Source organism: Pseudomonas sp. FP2254 (assembly GCF_030687695.1).
Lineage (GTDB): Bacteria > Pseudomonadota > Gammaproteobacteria > Pseudomonadales > Pseudomonadaceae > Aquipseudomonas > Aquipseudomonas quebecensis.
On record NZ_CP117444.1, the window covers coordinates 3174772 to 3195179 of the forward strand.

The 20408-nt window shown below is 63.8% G+C and carries 16 protein-coding genes; 7 read left to right on the forward strand and 9 right to left on the reverse strand.

Features of this window, described 5'->3' with window-relative positions; genetic code table 11:
• Positions 1 to 15: 15 nt before the first annotated feature.
• Positions 16 to 2679: a glucosidase gene (locus PSH94_RS14465; protein WP_305434954.1), complete on the reverse strand. Its 2664-nt coding sequence runs from the start codon at positions 2677 to 2679 to the stop codon at positions 16 to 18.
• 196 nt (positions 2680 to 2875) lie between these two features.
• Between PSH94_RS14465 and PSH94_RS14470 the strand changes: the two genes are divergently transcribed.
• On the forward strand, positions 2876 to 4252 hold the full coding sequence (locus PSH94_RS14470; protein WP_305434955.1) for a VOC family protein: 1377 nt from the start codon (positions 2876 to 2878) through the stop codon (positions 4250 to 4252).
• A gap of 74 nt (positions 4253 to 4326) precedes the next feature.
• Here the strand turns inward: PSH94_RS14470 and PSH94_RS14475 are convergent, their stop codons facing one another.
• Complete coding sequence (locus tag PSH94_RS14475) at positions 4327 to 4551, reverse strand: DUF465 domain-containing protein (protein WP_253508070.1); 225 nt, start codon at positions 4549 to 4551, stop codon at positions 4327 to 4329.
• 175 nt (positions 4552 to 4726) lie between these two features.
• Here PSH94_RS14475 and tkt point away from each other — a divergent pair, with 175 nt between their 5' ends.
• The gene (tkt, locus tag PSH94_RS14480; RefSeq protein ID WP_305434956.1) at positions 4727 to 6781 is read left to right on the forward strand and encodes a transketolase; all 2055 of its coding nucleotides are present in this window, start codon (positions 4727 to 4729) and stop codon (positions 6779 to 6781) included.
• A gap of 87 nt (positions 6782 to 6868) precedes the next feature.
• Here the strand turns inward: tkt and PSH94_RS14485 are convergent, their stop codons facing one another.
• Complete coding sequence (locus PSH94_RS14485) at positions 6869 to 7777, reverse strand: LysR family transcriptional regulator (protein ID WP_181076858.1); 909 nt, start codon at positions 7775 to 7777, stop codon at positions 6869 to 6871.
• Positions 7778 to 7991: 214 nt separating this feature from the next.
• On the opposite strand from PSH94_RS14485, the gene PSH94_RS14490 reads away from it, so the two are divergent.
• Both PSH94_RS14490 and PSH94_RS14495 read left to right on the forward strand, forming a co-directional pair.
• Entirely contained in the window at positions 7992 to 8390 is a 399-nt protein-coding gene (locus PSH94_RS14490) for a helix-turn-helix domain-containing protein (protein WP_305434957.1), read from the forward strand.
• A 58-nt stretch (positions 8391 to 8448) separates the two neighbouring features.
• Positions 8449 to 11220, forward strand: coding sequence for a winged helix-turn-helix domain-containing protein (locus PSH94_RS14495; protein ID WP_305434959.1), 2772 nt, complete (start codon positions 8449 to 8451; stop codon positions 11218 to 11220).
• Here PSH94_RS14495 and PSH94_RS14500 read toward each other — a convergent pair.
• Entirely contained in the window at positions 11167 to 12639 is a 1473-nt protein-coding gene (locus tag PSH94_RS14500; protein ID WP_305434960.1) for a winged helix-turn-helix domain-containing protein, read from the reverse strand. The two genes, PSH94_RS14495 and PSH94_RS14500, sit on opposite strands and share 54 nt — an antisense overlap.
• A gap of 150 nt (positions 12640 to 12789) precedes the next feature.
• On the reverse strand, positions 12790 to 13740 hold the full coding sequence (locus tag PSH94_RS14505; protein WP_305434962.1) for a GlxA family transcriptional regulator: 951 nt from the start codon (positions 13738 to 13740) through the stop codon (positions 12790 to 12792).
• Between the two features lie 179 nt (positions 13741 to 13919).
• Here PSH94_RS14505 and PSH94_RS14510 point away from each other — a divergent pair, with 179 nt between their 5' ends.
• From PSH94_RS14510 to PSH94_RS14520, 3 genes are all read left to right on the forward strand, one after another.
• Positions 13920 to 14642, forward strand: coding sequence for a pirin family protein (locus tag PSH94_RS14510; protein ID WP_253508082.1), 723 nt, complete (start codon positions 13920 to 13922; stop codon positions 14640 to 14642).
• Positions 14643 to 14787: 145 nt separating this feature from the next.
• The gene (locus PSH94_RS14515) at positions 14788 to 15213 is read left to right on the forward strand and encodes a hypothetical protein (RefSeq protein WP_305434964.1); all 426 of its coding nucleotides are present in this window, start codon (positions 14788 to 14790) and stop codon (positions 15211 to 15213) included.
• A gap of 176 nt (positions 15214 to 15389) precedes the next feature.
• Positions 15390 to 15935, forward strand: coding sequence for a thioesterase family protein (locus PSH94_RS14520; protein WP_305434965.1), 546 nt, complete (start codon positions 15390 to 15392; stop codon positions 15933 to 15935).
• A 593-nt stretch (positions 15936 to 16528) separates the two neighbouring features.
• On the opposite strand, the gene PSH94_RS14525 is transcribed toward PSH94_RS14520, so the two are convergent.
• The 4 genes from PSH94_RS14525 to PSH94_RS14540 all read right to left on the reverse strand — a co-directional run bounded on the left by PSH94_RS14525 (position 16529) and on the right by PSH94_RS14540 (position 20378).
• The gene (locus PSH94_RS14525) at positions 16529 to 17299 is read right to left on the reverse strand and encodes an energy transducer TonB (protein WP_305434966.1); all 771 of its coding nucleotides are present in this window, start codon (positions 17297 to 17299) and stop codon (positions 16529 to 16531) included.
• Positions 17296 to 17742, reverse strand: coding sequence for a protein TolR (tolR, locus tag PSH94_RS14530; RefSeq protein WP_181076844.1), 447 nt, complete (start codon positions 17740 to 17742; stop codon positions 17296 to 17298). The genes PSH94_RS14525 and tolR overlap by 4 nt, the downstream gene beginning before the upstream one ends.
• A gap of 14 nt (positions 17743 to 17756) precedes the next feature.
• Positions 17757 to 18449 (reverse strand): protein TolQ, encoded by a 693-nt coding sequence (gene tolQ / locus PSH94_RS14535; protein ID WP_253508086.1) that lies wholly within the window; start codon positions 18447 to 18449, stop codon positions 17757 to 17759.
• A gap of 63 nt (positions 18450 to 18512) precedes the next feature.
• Entirely contained in the window at positions 18513 to 20378 is a 1866-nt protein-coding gene (locus PSH94_RS14540; RefSeq protein ID WP_305434968.1) for a phytase, read from the reverse strand.
• Between the last annotated feature and the right edge of the window lie 30 nt (positions 20379 to 20408).

Genomic DNA, 20408 nt, shown 5'->3' on the forward strand with positions numbered 1-20408 from the left:
TTGTCAGTCGCTTCATCAGTTGACTGATCCACCGCTATCGGGGGCAAGCCCCCTCCCACATTGGGACTGCAGCAACAACGCCACCAGCGCACTCCAACCCGTTTGGTGTGAAGCTCCCAACCCCCTCCCCGTCTCGCCATGGAAATACTCATGGAACAACACCAGGTCACGACTGGCCGGGTCTGCCTCCAATTGTGCATACCCTGCCATCGACGGTCGTGAACCGTTTTCATCCCGCAGAAACAGGCGGGTCATCCGCTGGCTGAGGCTGTCGGCCACTTCCCCCAGCGACGCCAGGTAGCCGCTGCCCACCGGGTACTCCACCGAGAAATTATCCGCGTAGTAACGCTGAAATTCGCGCAACGATTCGATCAGCATGTAGTTCACCGGCATCCACAATGGCCCGCGCCAGTTGGAATTGCCGCCGTACAGGCGCGAGTCGGATTCACCCGGCTGGTAACGGGCGCACAGGGTATCGCCATTCATCTTCAGCGCCAGTGGCTGCTCGGCGAACGCCTTGGACAGGGAGCGCACGCCAAAGGCCGAGAGGAATTCGTCGGCATCGAGCATCCGCCGCAGCAAATCCTTCGTACGCTCGCCACGCAACAGCGCGAGTAGCAGGCGATTGCCCTGGCCCGGTTCGTTCCAGCGCGACACCAGCTTGGCAAGGTCCGGCCGGTGATGCATGAAACCCAACAGCCGTTCACGCAACCCCGCCAGCCCTTCGTGTTCGCGCTGTTCCAGCACCAGCACGGCAAACAGCGGCATCAGGCCGACAATGGAGCGCAGGCGCACCGGCTCGTTCTGGCCGTCGGGACGGTGCAGTACGTCGTAAAAGAACAGGTCCTGCTCGTCCCACAGGCCTTCGGCGCTGTCGTCGACCCGGTTAATGGCGCCCGCGATATACAGGAAGTGCTCGAAAAACTTCACCGCGATATCGACATATACGGCATTGCGCTTGGCCAACTCCAGAGCGATACGCATCAGGTCCAGGGCATACGCCGCCACCCACGCCGTGCCGTCGGCCTGATCGAGCTGATAGCCCGGCGGCAGCGCGGCCGAGCGATCGAACAACGCAATATTGTCCAGGCCCAGGAAACCGCCCTGGAACAGGTTGCGCCCCTCGGCGTCCTTGCGGTTGACCCACCAGGAAAAATTCAACAGCAGCTTGTGGAAGATACGCTCAAGAAAATCCAAATCGCCGATACCGGTGAGCGCCTTGTCCTGCTGATACACCCGCCAACTGGCCCATGCGTGCACCGGCGGGTTGGCGTCGTCGAAACGCCATTCGTACGCTGGCAGTTGGCCGTTGGGGTGCATGAAGCGATCTTTCACCAGCAGCAACAACTGATGCTTGGCATACCCCGGATCGATCAGCGCCATGGCAACGGCCTGGAACCCTTGGTCCCAGGAGGCATACCACGGGTATTCCCAGGTGTCGGGCATGGTCAGGATGTCGAAATTGGACAGGTGCCGCCAATGGCTATTGCGCAGATGCAGGCGCTCGCGAGGCGGCGCAGGCTGGGTGGGATCGCCGTCGAGCCATTGATTGACGTCGAAGTAGTAGAGTTGTTTGGACCACAGCAACCCCGCCAGAGCCTGGCGCTGGACATTGCGCGCGTCCGCGTCGCTGATGCCGTGTTGCAACGCCGTATAGAAATCATCTGCCTCCTGGCGACGCTGCTCGAACAGCTTGCGCGCATTGACCTGGGGCGCTGCCAACGGCGCGAAGCGCACGTACAGGGTCTGGCTGGCCAGCCCCGCCAGATCGAGGATGAAACGCGCGGCGACCTTGGTGCCGGCATCGCGACGAATCGCCGAATCAACGCCGCCCACCAGGTAATCGTTGATGCCATCTTTGAACGGACCCGGCGCTGCCTGCCCGTTCAACCGAACGACATTGCTCTCGTTTTCACAGAACACCCATTCCAGCCCGTCCTGGCCCCAGGCGCTGAGACGGCGATCCGCCAGCTCAGGATGACGCGCCAACACCTGCTCGCCGTCCAGGCTCAGCCGTGGCTTGGGTGCATCGAATGTCCAGCTCCAGTCATTGCGCGCCCACAATTGCGGCAGCACCTGCAGGCGCGTGGGCTGCTGCGAGCGGTTGTGCACGGTGATACGCATGAAAATATCGTCGGGCTGGTGCTTGGCGTATTCGACGCTGACATCGCAATAACGGTTGTCCTCGAACACCCCGGTATCGAGGATTTCATACTCGGCATCGCTCAAGCTGCGCCGGGCGTTCTCGGCGACCAGATCGTCATAGGGGAACGCGGCGTGCGGGTACTTGTACAGCATGCGCATGTAGGCATGGCTCGGTACGCCGTCGACGAAAAAGTACAGCTCCTTGACGTCCTCCCCGTGGTTGCCCTCGGCGTTGTTCAGGCCGAACAGACGCTCCTTGATGATCGCGTCGCGCTCGTTCCACAGCGCCAGGCCCAGGCACCAGTGTTGCGCCTTGTCGCTGAAACCGGCCAGGCCATCCTCGCCCCAGCGATAGGCACGGCTGCGCGCGTGATCGTGGGGAAAGTAGCGCCAGGCATCGCCGTCGGCGCTGTAGTCCTCGCGCACCGTGCCCCACTGGCGTTCGCTCAGATAGGGCCCCCACGCGCGCCAGGCGTCGGCGCACTCACCAAGCAGGCGCCGGCCCTCGATCGTTTGCAGAATAGACGCGCTCATCCAATCCTCCATCAGGCAATGGGTGGCGGCCAGTGTAGAACCCCTGCGCGTATCAATGCACATGAACTCGGTTTTACCTTGACTCATTCGTTTGCAGAATGAAGTCCAGAGGATTCTTCGTTTGCAAGCCGCCCCAGGGCTCAACAAAATCCAGCCGACGCTCACGCCCTCTTCCATTGTCATCAGGAATTTTTCTATGCCAGCCAGCGCACCTGTCAGCCCAGACGAGATTCGCAAGGGCTTTTCCAAGGCCATGTCCGAGATGTACCGCGAGGAAGTCCCGCTGTATGGCGCGCTGATGGAACTGGTGGCGCAGGTCAACGCGCAGGCGCTTGAGGCCGACCCGGTACTGGCGCAACAGCTGCATCGCACCGGCGAAATCCAGCGCCTGGACATGGAACGTCATGGCGCCATTCGCCTGGGCACGGCCGCCGAGCTGGCCACCATCCGCCGTTTGTTCGCGGTCATGGGCATGCAGCCGGTGGGCTATTACGACCTGACCCCGGCGGGCGTACCGGTGCATTCCACCGCGTTCCGCGCGGTGCATGAAAGCGCGCTGCAAGCCAGCCCGTTTCGCGTATTCACGTCGCTGCTGCGCCTGGAACTGATCGAAAACCCCGAACTGCGCGTCTTCGCCGAAACCGCCCTGGCCAAACGCTCGATCTTCACCCAGGGCGCCCTGGCGTTGATCGAGCAGGCGGAGCGAGACGGCGGCCTCAACGCAGCGGATGCCGATGAATTTATCCGCCAGGCCCTGGAAACGTTCCGCTGGCACCACACCGCGACGGTTACCGCCGCGCAATACCGGCAACTCAGCGACCAGCATCGCCTGATCGCCGACGTGGTGGCCTTCAAGGGCCCGCATATCAACCACCTCACCCCGCGCACCCTGGACATCGACCAAGTACAAGCCGCCATGCCCGGTAAAGGCATCACGCCCAAGGCCGTGATCGAAGGCCCGCCCCGCCGCCAGTGTCCGATCCTGCTGCGCCAGACCAGCTTCAAGGCCCTCGACGAACCCATCGCATTCACCGACGCCCAAGGCAGCCACAGCGCACGTTTCGGCGAAATCGAACACCGCGGCGTCGCACTCACGCCCAAGGGCCGCGCGCTGTATGACCGCCTGCTGAATGCCGCCCGTGATGAGTTGGGCGCCTTCCCCAACGAGAGCAACGCCGCGCGCTACACGCAGTTGATGGCGCAGCACTTCCAGGCGTTCCCCGATAACTACACGCACATGCGCGAACAGGGCCTGGCGTACTTTCGCTACTTCGCCACGCACACAGGCATGGCAGCCCGCGGCCAGGCCGACCAACCCCGCACCCTGCCGGCGCTGATCGACGCAGGACACATCGATGTAGAACCATTGGTCTATGAGGACTTCCTGCCAGTGAGCGCAGCCGGAATCTTCCAGTCGAACCTGGGGGACGCTGCGCAAAGTCACTACGCGGCCAACTCGAACCAGGCCGAGTTCGAGCAGGCCCTGGGCAGCCCGACCCTTGATGAATTGAAGTTGTATGCAGAGACGCAACAGCGATCGATGGAGGAGTGTTTGCGGGTGTTGTTGGCCTGAACGCTGCCGTTCATGCGGTCCTGGATAAAACTGCCCTTTGAGTGGGAGCGAGCTTACTCGCTCCCAGGTTGTGCTCAGCCCAATTGCGCCACGATCTTGTCTTTCACCAATAAGCGTTTTTTCTTCAGTTTTTCCACGTCCTCATCGCTGGCACTTGCTCCTTCGGCCTTCACTACGTCCGCATCGGCGGCGTCGTATTGGCTGAGCAGCGAGTCCAGACGTTTATCGCTTGCCCTGCGTTCGTGAACGGCTTCCTTGCTCAACCCCAAATCCTGATACAGGTCGTGTTTCACTGGCATGGCGTACCTCCGCATGTTGATCAATGGCTGACGCCCTTGAAGCTAGACCATTGACCGGGGTCTTGTCATGTCCAGGATCAATCTCGCCCCGTTCGTCGCGGCAGGAGAGATGAGATCAAACCTTTTGCGCAGTCCTGCCCTCCACTGCAGATCGCACACCGAGGGAGACCGGTTCATGACTCACCCAGCCACTGCTGTCGACACCCAATGCATCAACACCCTTCGCACCCTGGCGATGGACGCCGTGCAGAAGGCCAATTCCGGCCATCCCGGCACGCCCATGGGCCTGGCGCCGGTGGGGTATACGTTGTGGAGCCGGTTTCTGCGCTACCACCCGGAGCAACCCGACTGGCCTAACCGAGACCGCTTTGTGTTGTCGGTGGGCCATGCCTCGATGCTGCTGTACTCGCTGCTGCACCTGGCCGGTGTGGTGGAGATCGACGCTCATGGCCAACGCACCGGCGAGCCGGCGATCAGCCTGGACGATATCAAGCAGTTCCGCCAAGCGGACTCCAAGACGCCCGGCCACCCGGAATACCGCATGACCACCGGTGTGGAAACCACCACCGGCCCGCTCGGCCAGGGGTGCGCCAACAGCGTCGGCATGGCGATGGCCGAACGCTGGCTGGCCGAGCGCTTCAACCACGACGGCCAGGTGGTGTTCGACTACAACGTCTACACCCTGTGCGGCGACGGCGACATGATGGAAGGCATCAGCAGCGAAGCGGCGTCCATGGCCGGGCACTTGAAGCTGGATAACCTGTGCTGGATCTACGACAACAACACCATCAGCATCGAAGGCCACACTGAGCTTGCTTTCAGTGAGGATGTGATCAAGCGCTTCCAGGCCTATGGCTGGCACACGTTGCACGTCACCGATGCCAACGATCTGGCCGCGTTGAGCCACGCCCTGCAAACATTCCAAACCAATACCGGCGCGCCCACGTTGATCGTGGTCGACAGCGTGATCGGCTACGGTTCGCCTCACAAGCACAACACCGCCGCCGCCCATGGCGAGCCGTTGGGCGACGAGGAAATACGCCTGACCAAGGCCGCGTACGGCTGGCCGCAGGATGCCAGTTTCCTGGTGCCCGACGCCGCGCGCACGGCCCTGCGCGATGCGCTGTACGAGCGCGCCGAGCCGTTATTCCAAGCGTGGAACCAGGCGTTGGCCGGCCTCGACCCGCAGCGCGCCGATGAGTTACGCCGCATGCGCGCAGGCTTGATGCCCGAGCATTGGCAGACACAATTGCCCAGCTTTGCAGCGGATGCCAAAGGCGTCGCCAGCCGCGCCTCCGGTGGTGAGGTGCTGAACGCCTTCGCCCAGCAGATCCCGTGGTTGCTCGGTGGCTCGGCGGACTTGTCGCCGTCGACCAAAACCAACCTGACGTTCGACGGTGCCGGGCGTTTCAGCGCCGACGACTACAGTGGTCGCAACCTGCACTTCGGCATCCGCGAACATGCCATGGGCGCGATTGCCAATGGTTTGGCATTGTCCTACCTGCGGCCGTACACCTCGACGTTCCTGGTGTTCAGCGACTACATGAAACCGCCGATCCGCCTTGCGGCAATCATGGAATTGCCGGTGGTGTTCGTGTTTACCCACGACTCGATTGGCGTCGGCGAAGACGGACCGACACACCAACCCATCGAGCACCTGACCCAACTGCGCGCCACCCCCGGATTGCTCACCCTGCGGCCTGGCGACGCCAATGAAACCCTGGAACTGTGGAAGGTCGCCCTGGCCCAGACCCATCGGCCAAGCTGCATGGTGCTGTCACGCCAACCGCTGCCGACGCTGGACCGCACGCTGTACGCGCCGGCTTGCGGTGCCGCCAGGGGCGCCTATGTGTTGGCAGGCGCTGACGCGCCTGAAGTCATCCTGATCGCGACGGGCAGTGAGGTCAGCCTGGCCGTGGCGGCCTATGAACAGCTCAAGGCTGACGGGATCGGCGCGCGAGTGGTGTCCATGCCCAGCTGGGAGCTGTTCGAGGATCAGGACCAGGCCTACCGCGACAGCGTGCTGCCGCCGGCGCTGACCGCCCGAGTGGTAGTCGAACAGGCCGGCCCCTTGGGCTGGGATCGGTATGTGGGCCAGACGGGCGCCAAGGTGGTGATGAACAGTTTTGGTGCGTCGGCACCGCTGAGCAAACTCCAGGCGAAGTTCGGATTCACGGTTGAGCATGTGGTGAAAGAAGCCAAGGCCCAGATCCGACTGGCATCCCACTGACAGTCACCTCTTTGCCAGGGCGGCGCGGGGAGCTCGATTGAATCGGGCTCCCTCAGCTCTTTTTGCGACTACGACCTAGCGCCGATTTCACACTTTGCGCGCCATATGCTCGGCAATCCGCGCGCGCAACCAGCGCTCCGCCGGGTCGTTGTCATGGACCCCGCTCCACACCATCGATAACTCTGCCGCATCAATCTCGAACGGCGGGTCTTCGGCGCGCAATGACGTGCCCTCGGTCAGCGCGCATGCCGCGTAGTCCGGCACGGTGGCGATGATCTGCGTGCCGGCCAGCAAGGCTCGCAGGCCACTGAACTGCGGCACCGCCAGCACCACTCGCCGCGCCCGACCGATGCGCGCCAGGTCCAGGTCGATATTGCCGCTCAAGTCCCCGGAAAACGACACCATCGCATGGGGCCGCTCGCAATAGTCATCCAGGCTCAGCGGCGCTGCGCCGTCGTCACCGCGCAGGACCTTGCACGGGATATCCCGCAGCTTCCTGCGCTTGGCATTCGCCGGCAGTTCGGTGGTGTAGCTGACGCCCACCGAGATCTCGCCACTGGCCAGCAACGATGACATCAGCAGGTAATTGGCCCGACGTACCACCACGATAATCCCCGGTGCTTCTTCGCGCAGTTGGCTGAGCAAGGGCGGGAACAGGCCGAATTCGGCGTCGTCGGACAGGCCGATGCGAAATACCGCGCAGCTGGTGGAAGGGTCGAAATCCTTGGCGCGGCTGACCGCTCCGGAAATGGTGTCCATGGCCGGTTGCAGCTCCTTGAGGATCGCCACCGCCCGTGGCGTAGGCTCCATGCCCCGCCCATTGCGCAGCAGCAGCGGATCGTCGAACAGGTCGCGCAGACGCCCCAGCGCCGCGCTTACCGCCGGTTGCCCCATAAACAGTTTTTCGGCGACCCGGGTCAGGTTCTTCTCGAACATCAAGGCTTCGAAAATCACCAGCAGGTTCATGTCGACGCGGCGCAGGTCATTGCGGTTCATGGCGCTATCCAGACGGTTATCAGGCCGCCAGCTAAGCACATTCAGCATGTTGCGGGTTGCATGCCTGTGCTGTCTTTTTCGCCGATCCAGGCGGCCGAACCTGGCAAAATTAACAACGATTAACTCGTCAGGCACAGGCTCCGGCGCCAAGAATGCAGCGGTCTACACTGCATCCATTCACCGGGAACGTTCCCATCGACTGCGGATAACTGTCATGGCCCGACTTGAGTACTGTGCGCCCCGCCTGCCCGCCACCGGCGGCCTCTGCCCCCGGCGCGAACGTATCGCCAAACAACTGATCCTGGCCAACCTGGGCGAAAGCCTGACCATCGCCGACCTGGCCCAGGCCTGCGCGCTGTCGCGCAGCCATTTCTCCCGGGCGTTCAAATGCACCACCGGATTGTCGCCCCAGGAATGGATTCGTCAACAACGCATCCAGCGCGCCAAAGAGCTGATCATTTCGTCTTCCCTGAGCCTGACGCAAATCAGCCTGGAGTGCGGGTTCTGCGACCAGGCGCACTTCTGCCATATGTTCACCCGCAGCGAAGGGGTCAACCCGATGACCTGGCGAAATCACCAACTGCGTCACAAGTCGCAGGTGATCGCCGCCTAGTGGTATGCACGCGCCTGGCCTATGCTGGCCGCCTACCGTTCCCAGAGCATGGCCACCCATGAGTGACCTTCGTGATCAGGCCGTGCAGTTCGGCCCCTACCGCGTCCACCCACGCCAACGCCTGGTGCTGGAGGCCGATCGCCCCCTGCGCCTGGGCCGGCGGGCGGTGGATATTCTGCTGATCCTGCTGGAGCAGGCCGGCAATGTGGTGAGCAAGCAGGAACTGATCGCGCGGGTCTGGCCTAAAAGCGTGGTGGAAGACGGCAACCTGCGGGTGCACATGGCGGCGCTGCGCAAGGCATTGGGCGATGGCCAGGCCGGGCAGCGTTATATCGTCACGGTGGCCCAGCGCGGCTACAGTTTTGTTGCGCCACTGAGCATTGAACCGATGAGCCTGCCCAGCGATGGTGTTCCCCAGCGTCCATGCCACAACCTGCCCCTGCGCCGCACTCGCATGATCGGGCGCCATGCGCTGATCGACAGCCTGGTGCAGCAGTTGCCCGCACAACGCTTTGTCACCCTGACCGGCGCCGGCGGCATCGGCAAGACCACCGTGGCGCTGCGCGTGGCGGAATTGCTGATCGGCCATTACCGCGACGGGATTCACCTGCTGGACCTGGCGCCCCTGAGCACACCGTCGCTGATTCTGCCCAACCTCGCCGCCCTGCTCGACCTCGCACCGGCCGCACACGGGCCGCTGGTGACCTTCGCGCGCAGCCTGCAGGAGCGTCAGCTGCTGTTGGTGATCGACAACTGCGAGCACCTGCTGGACGACATCGCGCTGATCAGCGAAACCCTGCTGCGCCACGCCCCTCACGTGCACATTCTGGCCACCAGCCGCGAAGCGCTGCGCGCCGAGGGTGAGTACGTGCAGCGCCTGGACCCGCTGGCCTGCCCACCCGCCAGCGTCAACCGCGCCCAGGCCCTTGGCTACCCGGCCCTGCAACTGCTGATCGAACGGGCCATGGCGCATCAGGAGCACTTTGAACTCAGCGAAACCGAGCTGCCCCTGGCGATCGATATCTGCCAACGCCTCGACGGTATTCCCCTGGCCATCGAACTGGTAGCGGCGCAGATCGAGCGCTTCGGCCTGCCGGGACTGCTGACGCAACTGGACGACAATCCCGGCCTGCTCAACCGTGGCCGGGACAACGCCCTGCCCCGCCATCACACCCTGCGCGCCACGCTGGACTGGAGCTTCAACCTGCTGGGCGCCGACGAGCAGATCTGCCTGCGCCGTCTGGCGGTGTTTCGCGATGGCTTCAGTTTGGCCAGCGCCACAGCAGTCATCGCCGGCCAAGCGCTTTCGGCGGCGCAGGTGCCCGGCGCGATCACCCAGCTGGTGGGCAAATCGCTGCTGAACGTCGAGCCCGGCGATGACGACATGGTCTATCGCCTGCTGGATATCACGCGCGCCTACGCCCTGGAAAAACTCAGCCTCGCCCAGGAACTCGACGCGACCCGCGAGCGCCACGCCGAGCGCTGCCTGGCGCTGATGGAACAGGCGCAGGCCGATTGGTCATCGTTGGCCACGCAGCCGTGGATCGATCGCTACGCACCGCTGCGCGAAGATATCCGCGCCGCGCTCGATTGGGGCCTGGGCGAGGAAGGCGCGCACGCGCTGGCCATCCGCCTGACCGTCAGCACGATGCCGCTGTGGCAGGAGTTGTCACTGCTGCGCGAACACGGTTTGTACGTGGGCAAGGCCCTGGACCTGATGGCCAATACCGATGTGCCCTGCCCGCAGTTGGCCATGCAGCTGCAACTGGCCCTCGGCAGCCTGTCATACCATGCCGTGGGCGGCGCCTTTCAGAGCGGCGCGGCGTTCGACGATGCCAGGCGCCTGGCGGAGCAATGCCAGGACCTGGGCGGGCAGTTGCGTGCGATCTCCGGGCATTTGGCGGTGAATCTGTGTAGCGGTCGCTATGGCGAAGCGTTGGCGCAGAGCCAGCAGTTCGACCGCCTGGACCCGCGCACCGACCCCTTGCTGGGCGTGAGCAATCAACGCCTGCAAGTGTTGGCGCAGCACTACACGGGCAACCAGATTCTGGCCCGCCAGAATGCCGAGCAGGTGCTCCAGCGCATGGCCCACAGCGGCCACTTGAACCGGTTCGCCCACGGCATTGGTGTGCAATACGACCAGTGTGTCGCCTCGCTGACCGTGCTGGCGCGCATCCTGTGGCTGCAAGGCCATGCCGAACGCGCCTGGCGCACCGCCCGCCAGGCCTTGGAGCTGGCACAGCAAATCAACCACGGCACCTCGATCTGCTACACCCTGGCCCTGGCGGGCGTGGTAATTGCCCGCTATAACGGCGACCAGGCAGCGGCGCAGTCGCTGCAGGCGCTGCTGCTGGAGCAGTCGCACAAGCATGGCGTGCAGCTGTTCCAGACCTGGGCCGCGCATTACGCGGGGATCCTGACCGGCAACGACCTGCAGGGCCTGGGATTGATCGATGACATCCTGATCACCCTGGGCGCCAGCGACGTCGATGAGCACGGCGAGGCCCGCGCCCGCAGCGGTGCCGCAGGCTGGTGTGCGCCGGAGATTCTGCGAGTGAGCGCCGAACAACGGCTGCGCCAGGGCGACACGCTGGCCGCCGAAACCCTGCTGCAGGAGGCGATCGAGCTGGCGCGGCGCCAAGGTGCGCTGGCCTGGGAGCTGCGCAGCGCTGTGTCATTGGCGCGGATATGGCAGGGCCAGGGCCGCGCGGATGCTGCACGGGACATGCTCAAGGCCGTGTATGAGCGTTTCAGCGAAGGTTTCGCCACGGCGGATCTAGTCGACGCTCGCCGCCTGTTCGACCAGCTGCAGGACAAACGGCCGGCCTGAGAACGTTCCCAGGTAATGCGTGTAGCCGTGCTGCAGGCGCTCCACCTGGCGCGGGTCGCGCAATTGCGCCAAGGCGTAGCTGCGCAGGCAGTTAAGCAGGCGATAGCGACGGGCGCCTGGGCCGGGCTGGACGCTGAGCAGCGAGACATTCACCAGGCGCGCCAGCACGTATGACAGGTCGGCATGTTCCAGTTCGGTGCCGGTGACCAGCGCGCTCAATGTCGGCAGGTCCACCGCCTGTTTGAACAGGCCCAATTGCAGGAACAACCAGCGTTCCGGCAGGCTCAGGCGCTCATAGGTCCAATCGAGTGCGGCCATGAGGGACCGGTGACGTTCCACTGCGGTGCGGCGCCCTCGGGTCAATACCTGCAGGCCTTTGCGCAGTTGCGCCTGCACACCACGCATGCCCAGGGCGTCCACCTGCGCCGCCGCCAGTTCCAGCGCCAAAGGCAGGCCGTCAAGGCGCCATACGATATCGCGCAACGGCGCCAGATCCTGGAGGCGCAACACAAAGCCTTGCTGACCGGCGCGTGCGCGCGCCACGAACAACTGCACCGCCGGGCAGGCCAGCGCCTGTTCGACACTGCCCAGCGCGGCCGGCGCCGGCACCGCCAGGCGCGGCACCTGCTGCACCCATTCGCCGGGCAGGTGCAACGGTTCACGGCTGCTGATCAGGACGCTGACCCGTGGCGCGTACGCGCGTATTGCTCGCAGCCACTGGCGGCAAGCGCTCAGCAGCAGGTCGGCGCCATCGAGCACCAGCAGCAACTGACGCGACGCCAATTGACGCGCCAGCTCGTCGGGCGTGCCTGGGGGTTGCAGCTGCAACACCGCCGCCACTTGCTCGAACATTGCCCTCGGCGCCTTCACCGTGGCCAGGTCCACCCACCACACTCCATCGCGGTAGCGCGGCAGGACGCGTTCGGCCAGCGCCAGGGCCAAGGTGCTCTTGCCCACGCCGGCGTACCCGCTGAGGGTGATCAGGCGCTGCCCGGACAAGCGTCGGGCCAGCATGCCCAGCAGCTCGTCGCGCCCGATCACCGGGCTGAGTCGGGCGCCGAGGTTGTGCCGCGGCGCCGCAGCCAGCAGCGGCGCACCCTGTACCACGGCCGCAAAGCAGTAGCCGCGTTGAGGATCATTGAGGATGTAGCGCTGCCCATCGAAGGCACGGCGCAAGGCGGCGATGTGCACGCGCAGGTTGTTTTCTTCCACCACGCTGCACGGCCAGACGCGCTCGATCAAGGTCGCCTTATCGACGAATTGCCCTGGTGCCTCGAGCAGCACTGCAAGAATATCCAGCGCCCGCCCGCCCAGGGGCACGGGCCAACCCGCCTTGCTGACCAGGCGTTGCTGACGGTGGAAGACATAAGCACCGAAGCGCAGCGTGCCATCAGCGTCCATCGACTGAAGGTTGTTCATGTCTCGTCATCGCGCTGGAACACCCGGTCTTGGGCGTTCGCGCATCCTTTTCCGTGGGCCTGGCGCTATCTTGCCAGCTGGCCATGACGGGACAATGCTGGCACAGGGAGCGATACGGACAATCCGGTGCGCCAGACGGACACGCTGTCGTTAACTGAACTGTTGTCGGTATTGGGTCGGGGTCAGGCCGAGTTTTTCACTGAAGAGAAAGCGCATATGCCGCACGCTGCCGAACCCGGCGTGGAACGCCACGGTCTTGAGCGGCAGCTCGGTGGTTTCCAGCAGATGCCGGGCGCGGTCGATGCGCGCACCCTGCAGAAAAGCCATGGGCGTCATCTGCACGTCCTTGGCGAACAGCCGTGCAAAGTGGCGTGCGCTCATACCGGCCAGCGCGGCCATGGATTCGATGGTGAAAGACTGCTCCAGGTGCGCCAGGACATGGTTCTGCACGCGGGTGATCGGGGTTTCCTGAGGCGCCACGGCTGAGGTCATGGGGCTGAACTGGGCCTGGCCGCCCTGGCGCTTCATCACCACCAGCAGCACTTTGGCCACTTCCACCGCGACCTGTTTGCCATGGTCCTGGGCGACCACCGACAGCGCCAGGTCGATCCCCGCCGTGACCCCGCCGGAGGTGATCAGGCGACCATCCTGCAAGTAGATGCGATCGGTCTCGACGATGGCCTCGGGAAAGGCCTTGATCAATCGCTCGGTGTAGTGCCAGTGGGTGGTCACGCGATGGCCGCCCAACAGCCCGGCGTACCCCAGCACAAAGGCACCCGTGCAGATCGAGCCGTAGCGTCGCGCCCGTGGCACCGCCGCCCTGAGCCACGGCAGCAACGCCGGATGGCACTCGTTGTAGGCCCCCGGCCCACCGGGCACCAGCAGCAGGTCGTAGGCATCGTCGGCCTGCTCCAGCAACAGGTCGGCCTGCACCATCACGCCATTGGAGGCGCGCAACGGGCCGGGCTCGGTGCCCAGGGTAAGGATCCGATAATGCTGCGCGGGCGGCAGGTAGCGGTTGGCAATGGAAAACACTTCGAGCGGACCGGCCATGTCGAGCAGAAGGAAGTCCGGGAACAGCGCCATGGCCACGGTTTTCATACAGCGAAAGCTCCAGAGAAGGAAATGCGGCGGCCATTATGGCACGCCGGCGACTGTCAACCACAAGTGGACAGTTATTCAGTTTTGATCTTCTTAATGAATTCTACGGCAACCAGTAACCTTCTTCTCAACGCCAGCGCCCTGCATGTCGCAGCCCGCGCTTACTTGAGGACAAGACCATGCTGACCCTTCGCAAAGCTTCCGAACGCGGCGCCGCCAATCACGGTTGGTTGAAGTCGTTCCATACCTTCTCGTTCGCCAACTACTGGAACCCCGCCGAGCAGGGCTTTTCCGACCTGCTGGTCATCAACGATGACCGCGTCGCCGCCGGCAAAGGCTTCGGCCAGCACCCGCACCGCGACATGGAGATTTTCTCCTACGTGCTGGAAGGTGCTCTGGAACACAAGGACACCCTGGGCACCGGTTCGGTGATCCGCCCCGGCGATGTGCAACTGATGAGTGCCGGCCGCGGCGTGGCCCACAGCGAGTTCAACCATAGCCAAACCCGTGGCGTGCACTTCCTGCAAATCTGGATCGTGCCCTCGGTGGCCGGCGCCGAGCCGCGCTATCAGCAGGAGCACTTCAGCGAAGCGCAGAAACGTGGGCGTCTGCAGTTGATCATCTCGCCGGACGGCACCGACGGCTCCTTGAGCGTGCGCCAGGACGCGCGGGTGTATGCCGGGCTGTTCAACGGCGATGAAACCGCCACCCTCGATCTGCCGCCAGACCGCCATGCGTACATTCATGTCGCCCGGGGCAGCGTGCAAATCAATGGCCAACGCTTGCAGGAAGGCGACGGTGCCCGCGTGCGGGATGAACGTCAGATTCGCCTCAGCCAGGGCGAGGACGCCGAGGTGCTGGTGTTCGACCTGCGCCCGCATGACTTACCGCAGATGCCATGACCGACCGTGCGGTGACCCGGACAACGGGCCATCGCTGGCGTCGATAGTCACCATCAGCCCAATGAAGTTCTCTTCAAAAATGCAAGGCGTAACATTCAACCCATACCCGGCAACACCCCAACTTAATGACTCGGAGCACACACTCATGAAACGCCAACTCCTGCTTAGCCTCGCTTTCTCGGTACTCGCTACCAGCGCTTTTGCTCACCCCGTCGTGGCCGAAGGCGGCGCGGATCGTCTGATCGAAACACGTGTTGCCGAAGGTGGCGCGGACCGTCTGCAGGAACGCGGTCTGGCTGAAGGCGGTGCGGATCGTCTGCTGGAACGTGGCCTGGCTGAAGGCGGTGCGGATCGTCTGCAGGAGCGCGGCCTGGCTGAAGGCGGTGCGGATCGTCTGCAGGAACGCGGCCTGGCTGAAGGCGGTGCGGATCGTCTGCAGGAGCGCGGCCTGGCTGAAGGCGGTGCGGATCGTCTGCAGGAACGCGGCCTGGCTGAAGGCGGTGCGGATCGTCTGCAGGAACGCGGCCTGGCTGAAGGCGGTGCGGATCGTCTGCTGGACAACCATGCTTGACCCCTCGCTGTTTGCGAGGTACCCCAAACCGGCCTGATCAGCCGGTTTTTTTTCGCGTGTAATAGCGCCGATTCACCCAATCGCACGGTTTGCCTGAAATCAGTCATTTGCAGACCTACCCCAGCCCTCGCCCGCTCATTAAAGTGCCACCCTTTGATCAAGACTCGGATGGGCTGATGAATCTGTGGTTTCGCTTGCTGTATCTGCTGTGCCGTCGTCCCTGGCGCAAACCTGCCCATGGCCTGGCCACTACGGTGGTGCGTATGCGCGTATGGCCCCTGGACCTGGACATCAACCGGCATGTCACTAATGGCCGCTACTTTTCCCTGGCGGACGTGGCGCGCATGGATTTCGTGCTGCGCACCGGGGCGTTTCGCGTCGCACTGCGGCACAAAGCGCTGCCGATCGTGGGTGATACCTGGGGTAAATTCCGCCGTGAATTAAAGCTGTTCGAAGCCTTCGAAGTGCACACCCGCATGCTCGGCTGGGACGCTAAGTGGAGCCTGATGGAACATCGTTTCGTCAGTCGCGACCGCGTGGTTGGAGTGGTGGTCATGCGCGGGCTGTTCCGCTCGGCCAAGGGCACCTTGCCGCCAAGCGAGTTTGTCCGGGAACTGGGACTGGACGAAGCTTCGCCGCCCATGCCGCAGTGGCTGCAGGACTGGGCACGCAGTTGCGATGAAATGAGTGTGCAACTGCGCACTGAAGAGCAGATCCCCTAGGCATTTTTTCGTGACACAAACCCGGTGGAAGGCGCTCGGTCAGTCGATACCTGCGCTGCTGACCCACCGCTATCGGGGGCAAGCCCCCTCCCACCTTGGATTACCGCTGGCCTTTGGATGGCTGTAATACCTGGCGACCGAGCCGGGGACCACTGTGCTCAGGTGAACACCGTCAAAACTGTGGGAGGGGTGTACAACCCTCCCACCTTGGGTTACCGCTGGCCTCTGGATAGCTGTAATACCTGGCGACCGAGCCGGAGACCACTGTGCTCAGCTGAACACCGTCAAAACTGTGGGAGGGGGCTTGCCCCCGATGGGGCCTGCTCAGTCGATACCTGTGTTGCTGACCCACCGCCATCGGGGGCAAGCCCCCTCCCACTCTGGTTACCGTTGGCCTTTGGATGGGTGTAACACCTGACGACCGAGCCGGGGACCACTGTGCTCAAGTGAACACCGTCAAAACTGTGGGAGGGGGCTTGCCCCCGATGGGGCCTGCTCAGTCGATACCTGTGTTGCTGACCCACCGCTATCGGCCAAGCCCCATCCCACCTTGGGTTACCGCTGGTCTTAGGACTGGCGCAAGGCCCGGTCGGTCATTTGATGCGGTAGTGAAAGGTATTGCGCACCTCCGGCACGGCCACGGCCTTGCCATCAACGATCCTCGGCTGGTAGCGGAAGGTGTTGGCCGCCGCCAATGATGGGCGGATAAACAACGGGTGGCAGCCGTCCAGTACCTTGGGGTTTTCCACGCGGCCCTGGGGGTTGACGGTGTACTCCACCGAGCAGTCGCCCTCGATGTTTTTGTCCAGGGCCCGTTCGGGGTATTCCGGGGCTTCCTTGCTCAATGGCATGTATTGGCGGCTGTCGAACGCCGGAGCCGAAGCAGGTACGGCGGCGCGGGCTGTTTCGGCGGCCTGGCGTTGTTGGGCCTGGCGTTGCTGTTCCTGTTCACGCTCGCGCTGTTCGCTGGCCAAGCGCTGCTGTTGTTGCTGCTCTGCTTTCTTTTCTTCGACACGCTTGCGCGCCAGGGCGGCTTTTTCGAACTTTTGTGCTTGCACACGAGGATCGACTGCGGGTTTGACCGGCGTTGGCAGTACCACCGGTTCCGGCGCTGGCGGCGTTACCGCAACCGGTTCGGGGGCCGGTACTGGGACCGGCGCCGGGGGCAGCATCACCAGTTGGGTGTGCATCACGCTCGGGGCCTCCGGCGTGGGCGGTTGTGGCGCCCAGCCCAGCATCAACAGCACCAGCACGATTACGTGCAAGGCCACCGCCAAACCGGCGGCCAGGCTATTGCGCCAGAAGCCCGAAGGCGCCGCGGGAGCCATCGGCAAGGTTGGACTGTGCATATTCATCGCCGTCATTGCGGGGCCTCGGTCACCAGCCCCAGGTTACTGACACCGCCCTTCTGCAACACCGCCATGGCAGCCACCACACGGCCATAACCGGCATTGTCGTCGGCACGGATATACACCTGGGTGTCACTGCGCGCCGCCACCACCTGCGCGACCTTGGCGCCCATTTCTTCCAGGCTCACTGCGCTGTCGGTCTGGTGCCGGGTGTCCAGTTCCTCGCCGAGGTTCCAGTAGTAGCCGCCGTCGGCCTGCACCGACAAGGTGAGGATTTGCTGGCGGGTGTCGGTGGCCAGCGCCTCGGCGGCGACCTTGGGCAGTTCGATCTTCACGCCCTGGGTCAGCATCGGCGCGGTGACCATAAAGATCACCAGCAGCACCAGCATCACGTCGATATACGGCACCACGTTCATTTCGGCCTTGGGCCCGTGCTTGCGTTGTGGCCTGACTAACATCGGAGTGCTCCTGCTCAGGCGGCCACGGCCAGGTTGATTGGCGTACCGCGCAAGGTGCGATGCAACCGCACTTGCAGCTCGTTGCCAAAGGCGTAATAGCGGGTGAGCAAGGTCTGGCTGCGCGCCGAAAAACGGTTATAGGCAATCACCGCCGGAATCGCCGCAAACAGGCCGATGGCCGTGGCGATCAACGCCTCGGCAATCCCCGGTGCCACCGTGGACAGCGTGGCCTGCTGCACCTGGGACAAGCCCAGGAACGAATTCATGATGCCCCACACGGTGCCGAACAAGCCGATATACGGGCTCACCGAGCCCACGGTGGCCAGGAACTGCAAGCCCTTTTCCAGTTCGATTTCCTGCGCGGTGATCGCCACCTGCAAGGCCCGCTCCACGCCTTCGAGCACTGCCGGATCATGGCTGTGCAGGTGCTGGTATTCCTGGACCCCAGCGATGAAGATCGGCGCCACTCCACCCTCGCCCGCCTGCAGGGTGTCGCGGTAAAGCCCCGGCAAATCCGGCGCCGCGCGAAAGCGTTGCACAAACCCGTTCAACTGCCGCTCCAGACGCCGCAGCACCGTGCCGCGCTGAATAATCAGGTACCAGCTGCACAACGAGGCCAGCAGCAAAGTAATCATCACCGCCTTGACCAACAGGCTGGCGTCACTGATCAGGCCCCAGATCGTCATATGTTCCATCGTCGCGTGCATGGTGAATGTCCTCTATCGGTTTAACGTGCAGTGATTAAAAAGTCATGACTGGCTGATGACAGCTCAGGGCAGTTTCAACGTGCGGGTCACATCGGCCCAGGGCACAAACTTGAAGTTCTGGGTTTGCTCAGGCATGCGCTTGCGCCCGTCCTGCACCACCAGCATGCCCTGGCTCCACGGCCCGCCGAGGTTGACGGCAGTCGCTTCCAGGCCATCGGTTTCCGACGCGCCATCGATACCGGCAGCGGCATTCAGGCCGACCCGGAAGGCACCGCGACTGGCGAACGGCGGTTCGGCATCCAGCACCAGGTAGCTGTCATTGCCCTGGCTGGAGATCACCAGGTAGTCATGCTGCGCGCTCTGGTACAGCGCCAGGCCCTCGACGTCCGCCTGCAGGTGCGCGCCGACCTTGATCACACTGGTCAATGTCGCCGGTTGATCGGCGCGGGCATCCACGGCCCACACGCCTACGTCTTCCTCGCCGATAAACAAACGCTGGCGCTGATCGTCGGCGACGCAGCCTTCAGGTTGGCTGTCGACCTTGAACTGGCGCACCAACTCGCCCTGCACGTGACCGTCCGGGGCGCTGAGGCGGTATTGCAGGAAGGTGCCGTCCTTGCCGTTGGCAATCGCATAAAGCTCACCGCCGGCAGGCTGGAACAGGCACATGCCGTAGATCTCCTTGAGCGGCGTCGGCACCTCACCGGCCTCGCGCAACTCGCCGGTCTGCCGGTCGATGCTGAACAGGCTCAGGCTGTTGCGATCGCGATTACTCGCCACGGCCAGGTCAACCGTTTGCCGGCCGAGCTTGAAACGCGGGCGCACGTCGACGTTGTTCAAACGCCCCACCGCCAGCTCCTGCAGCAACTTGCCGTCGAGATCGTAGGCCAGCAGGCCCTGTTTTTTGTTGGTGCCCAGAACGCGGCTCTGCCCTGGGTGCTCGGGGTGAACCCAGATCGCCGGGTCATCCGCCGCATCGCCCTGGCGCCCCACCGGTTCGCTCTGGCGCAGCGCGGCGACCTCCGGCAGTACCGGCGCGACCGGCACGGGTTTGGCCTGCCAGTCGAGGGTGCCTTGGTACAGCTGGCCGTTGTCGTCATCACGTGCCAGCAATTGCCGACCGTTGATTGCCAGTTGCTCAGGCTCCTTGAGGCCGGGCAGGCGCAGGCTCGGTTGCTCCACCCAGCGCGTGCCGGTGTGCTGGAACAGATGCAGTTGCGCGGTTTTCGGGTCCAGCGCAACCATCCCCCCCGGCACGAGCGCCATGGCCCCGGCTTCACGCTTGGGATCATCGAACAGCGCCACCGGCGTGCGTTTGACCGCTGCCTCGGGATGCGCCGGGTAGGCCCACCACCCGACGTTTTCTTCGTTCACCACCAGTTGCTGCGTGGCGTCGTCCACCTGGCAGAACTGCGCCGATGGCGGCAGCGGCACCCCACGCACACGGCGGGCTTCAGCAAGCAGTGTCGAGCCGTTGCCTACCAGCCACTGCTCGCCCTTGCCCTCCTCCCCGACCAGGAACACAAACAGGTTGGCTGCCGCGTCGCGATACAGGCAAAGACCGTTCACAGGGAAGTCGCGAGGCGGCAGGTACAGCGGCTGGCTCCAAGTTTTGGCGGCGGTATCGAGGTTGACCAGCAGTGCCTGCTGGCGGTCGTTGTCGAGGCTGGCGACCACTGCCTGGGTGCCGGTGGCACGTGTATCGAGGCTGCTGAAGTGACCGTTGAAACGCGCCAGTTCGGCGCCCTGGCTGTCGAGCATCTGCAGACCGTCACGCGGGCTGGCGGTGAGGCGCGTCTGACCATTGGGCAGGAAGGCCACGGCTTCGGCCTTCAGACTGGGTGCCCAGGGGGTCAGGGCCAGGTCGGCGGCAGAGACATGGCCGCAGGTGGCCAGGGCGATCAGCAGGTACAGCTTGGAAATTCTCATGAACGAACAAATCCTTCGACAAAAATGCAG

Excerpts from the sequence above, each read along its gene's own strand:
- PSH94_RS14465 (WP_305434954.1), bottom strand. The coding sequence starts at position 2,679 with ATGAGCGCGTCTATTCTGCAAACGATCGAGGGCCGGCGCCTGCTTGGT.
- PSH94_RS14470 (WP_305434955.1), top strand. The coding sequence starts at position 2,876 with ATGCCAGCCAGCGCACCTGTCAGCCCAGACGAGATTCGCAAGGGCTTT.
- PSH94_RS14475 (WP_253508070.1), bottom strand. The coding sequence starts at position 4,551 with ATGCCAGTGAAACACGACCTGTATCAGGATTTGGGGTTGAGCAAGGAA.
- tkt (WP_305434956.1), top strand. The coding sequence starts at position 4,727 with ATGACTCACCCAGCCACTGCTGTCGACACCCAATGCATCAACACCCTT.
- PSH94_RS14485 (WP_181076858.1), bottom strand. The coding sequence starts at position 7,777 with ATGAACCGCAATGACCTGCGCCGCGTCGACATGAACCTGCTGGTGATT.
- PSH94_RS14490 (WP_305434957.1), top strand. The coding sequence starts at position 7,992 with ATGGCCCGACTTGAGTACTGTGCGCCCCGCCTGCCCGCCACCGGCGGC.
- PSH94_RS14495 (WP_305434959.1), top strand. The coding sequence starts at position 8,449 with ATGAGTGACCTTCGTGATCAGGCCGTGCAGTTCGGCCCCTACCGCGTC.
- PSH94_RS14500 (WP_305434960.1), bottom strand. The coding sequence starts at position 12,639 with ATGAACAACCTTCAGTCGATGGACGCTGATGGCACGCTGCGCTTCGGT.
- PSH94_RS14505 (WP_305434962.1), bottom strand. The coding sequence starts at position 13,740 with ATGAAAACCGTGGCCATGGCGCTGTTCCCGGACTTCCTTCTGCTCGAC.
- PSH94_RS14510 (WP_253508082.1), top strand. The coding sequence starts at position 13,920 with ATGCTGACCCTTCGCAAAGCTTCCGAACGCGGCGCCGCCAATCACGGT.
- PSH94_RS14515 (WP_305434964.1), top strand. The coding sequence starts at position 14,788 with ATGAAACGCCAACTCCTGCTTAGCCTCGCTTTCTCGGTACTCGCTACC.
- PSH94_RS14520 (WP_305434965.1), top strand. The coding sequence starts at position 15,390 with ATGAATCTGTGGTTTCGCTTGCTGTATCTGCTGTGCCGTCGTCCCTGG.
- PSH94_RS14525 (WP_305434966.1), bottom strand. The coding sequence starts at position 17,299 with ATGACGGCGATGAATATGCACAGTCCAACCTTGCCGATGGCTCCCGCG.
- tolR (WP_181076844.1), bottom strand. The coding sequence starts at position 17,742 with ATGTTAGTCAGGCCACAACGCAAGCACGGGCCCAAGGCCGAAATGAAC.
- tolQ (WP_253508086.1), bottom strand. The coding sequence starts at position 18,449 with ATGCACGCGACGATGGAACATATGACGATCTGGGGCCTGATCAGTGAC.
- PSH94_RS14540 (WP_305434968.1), bottom strand. The coding sequence starts at position 20,378 with ATGAGAATTTCCAAGCTGTACCTGCTGATCGCCCTGGCCACCTGCGGC.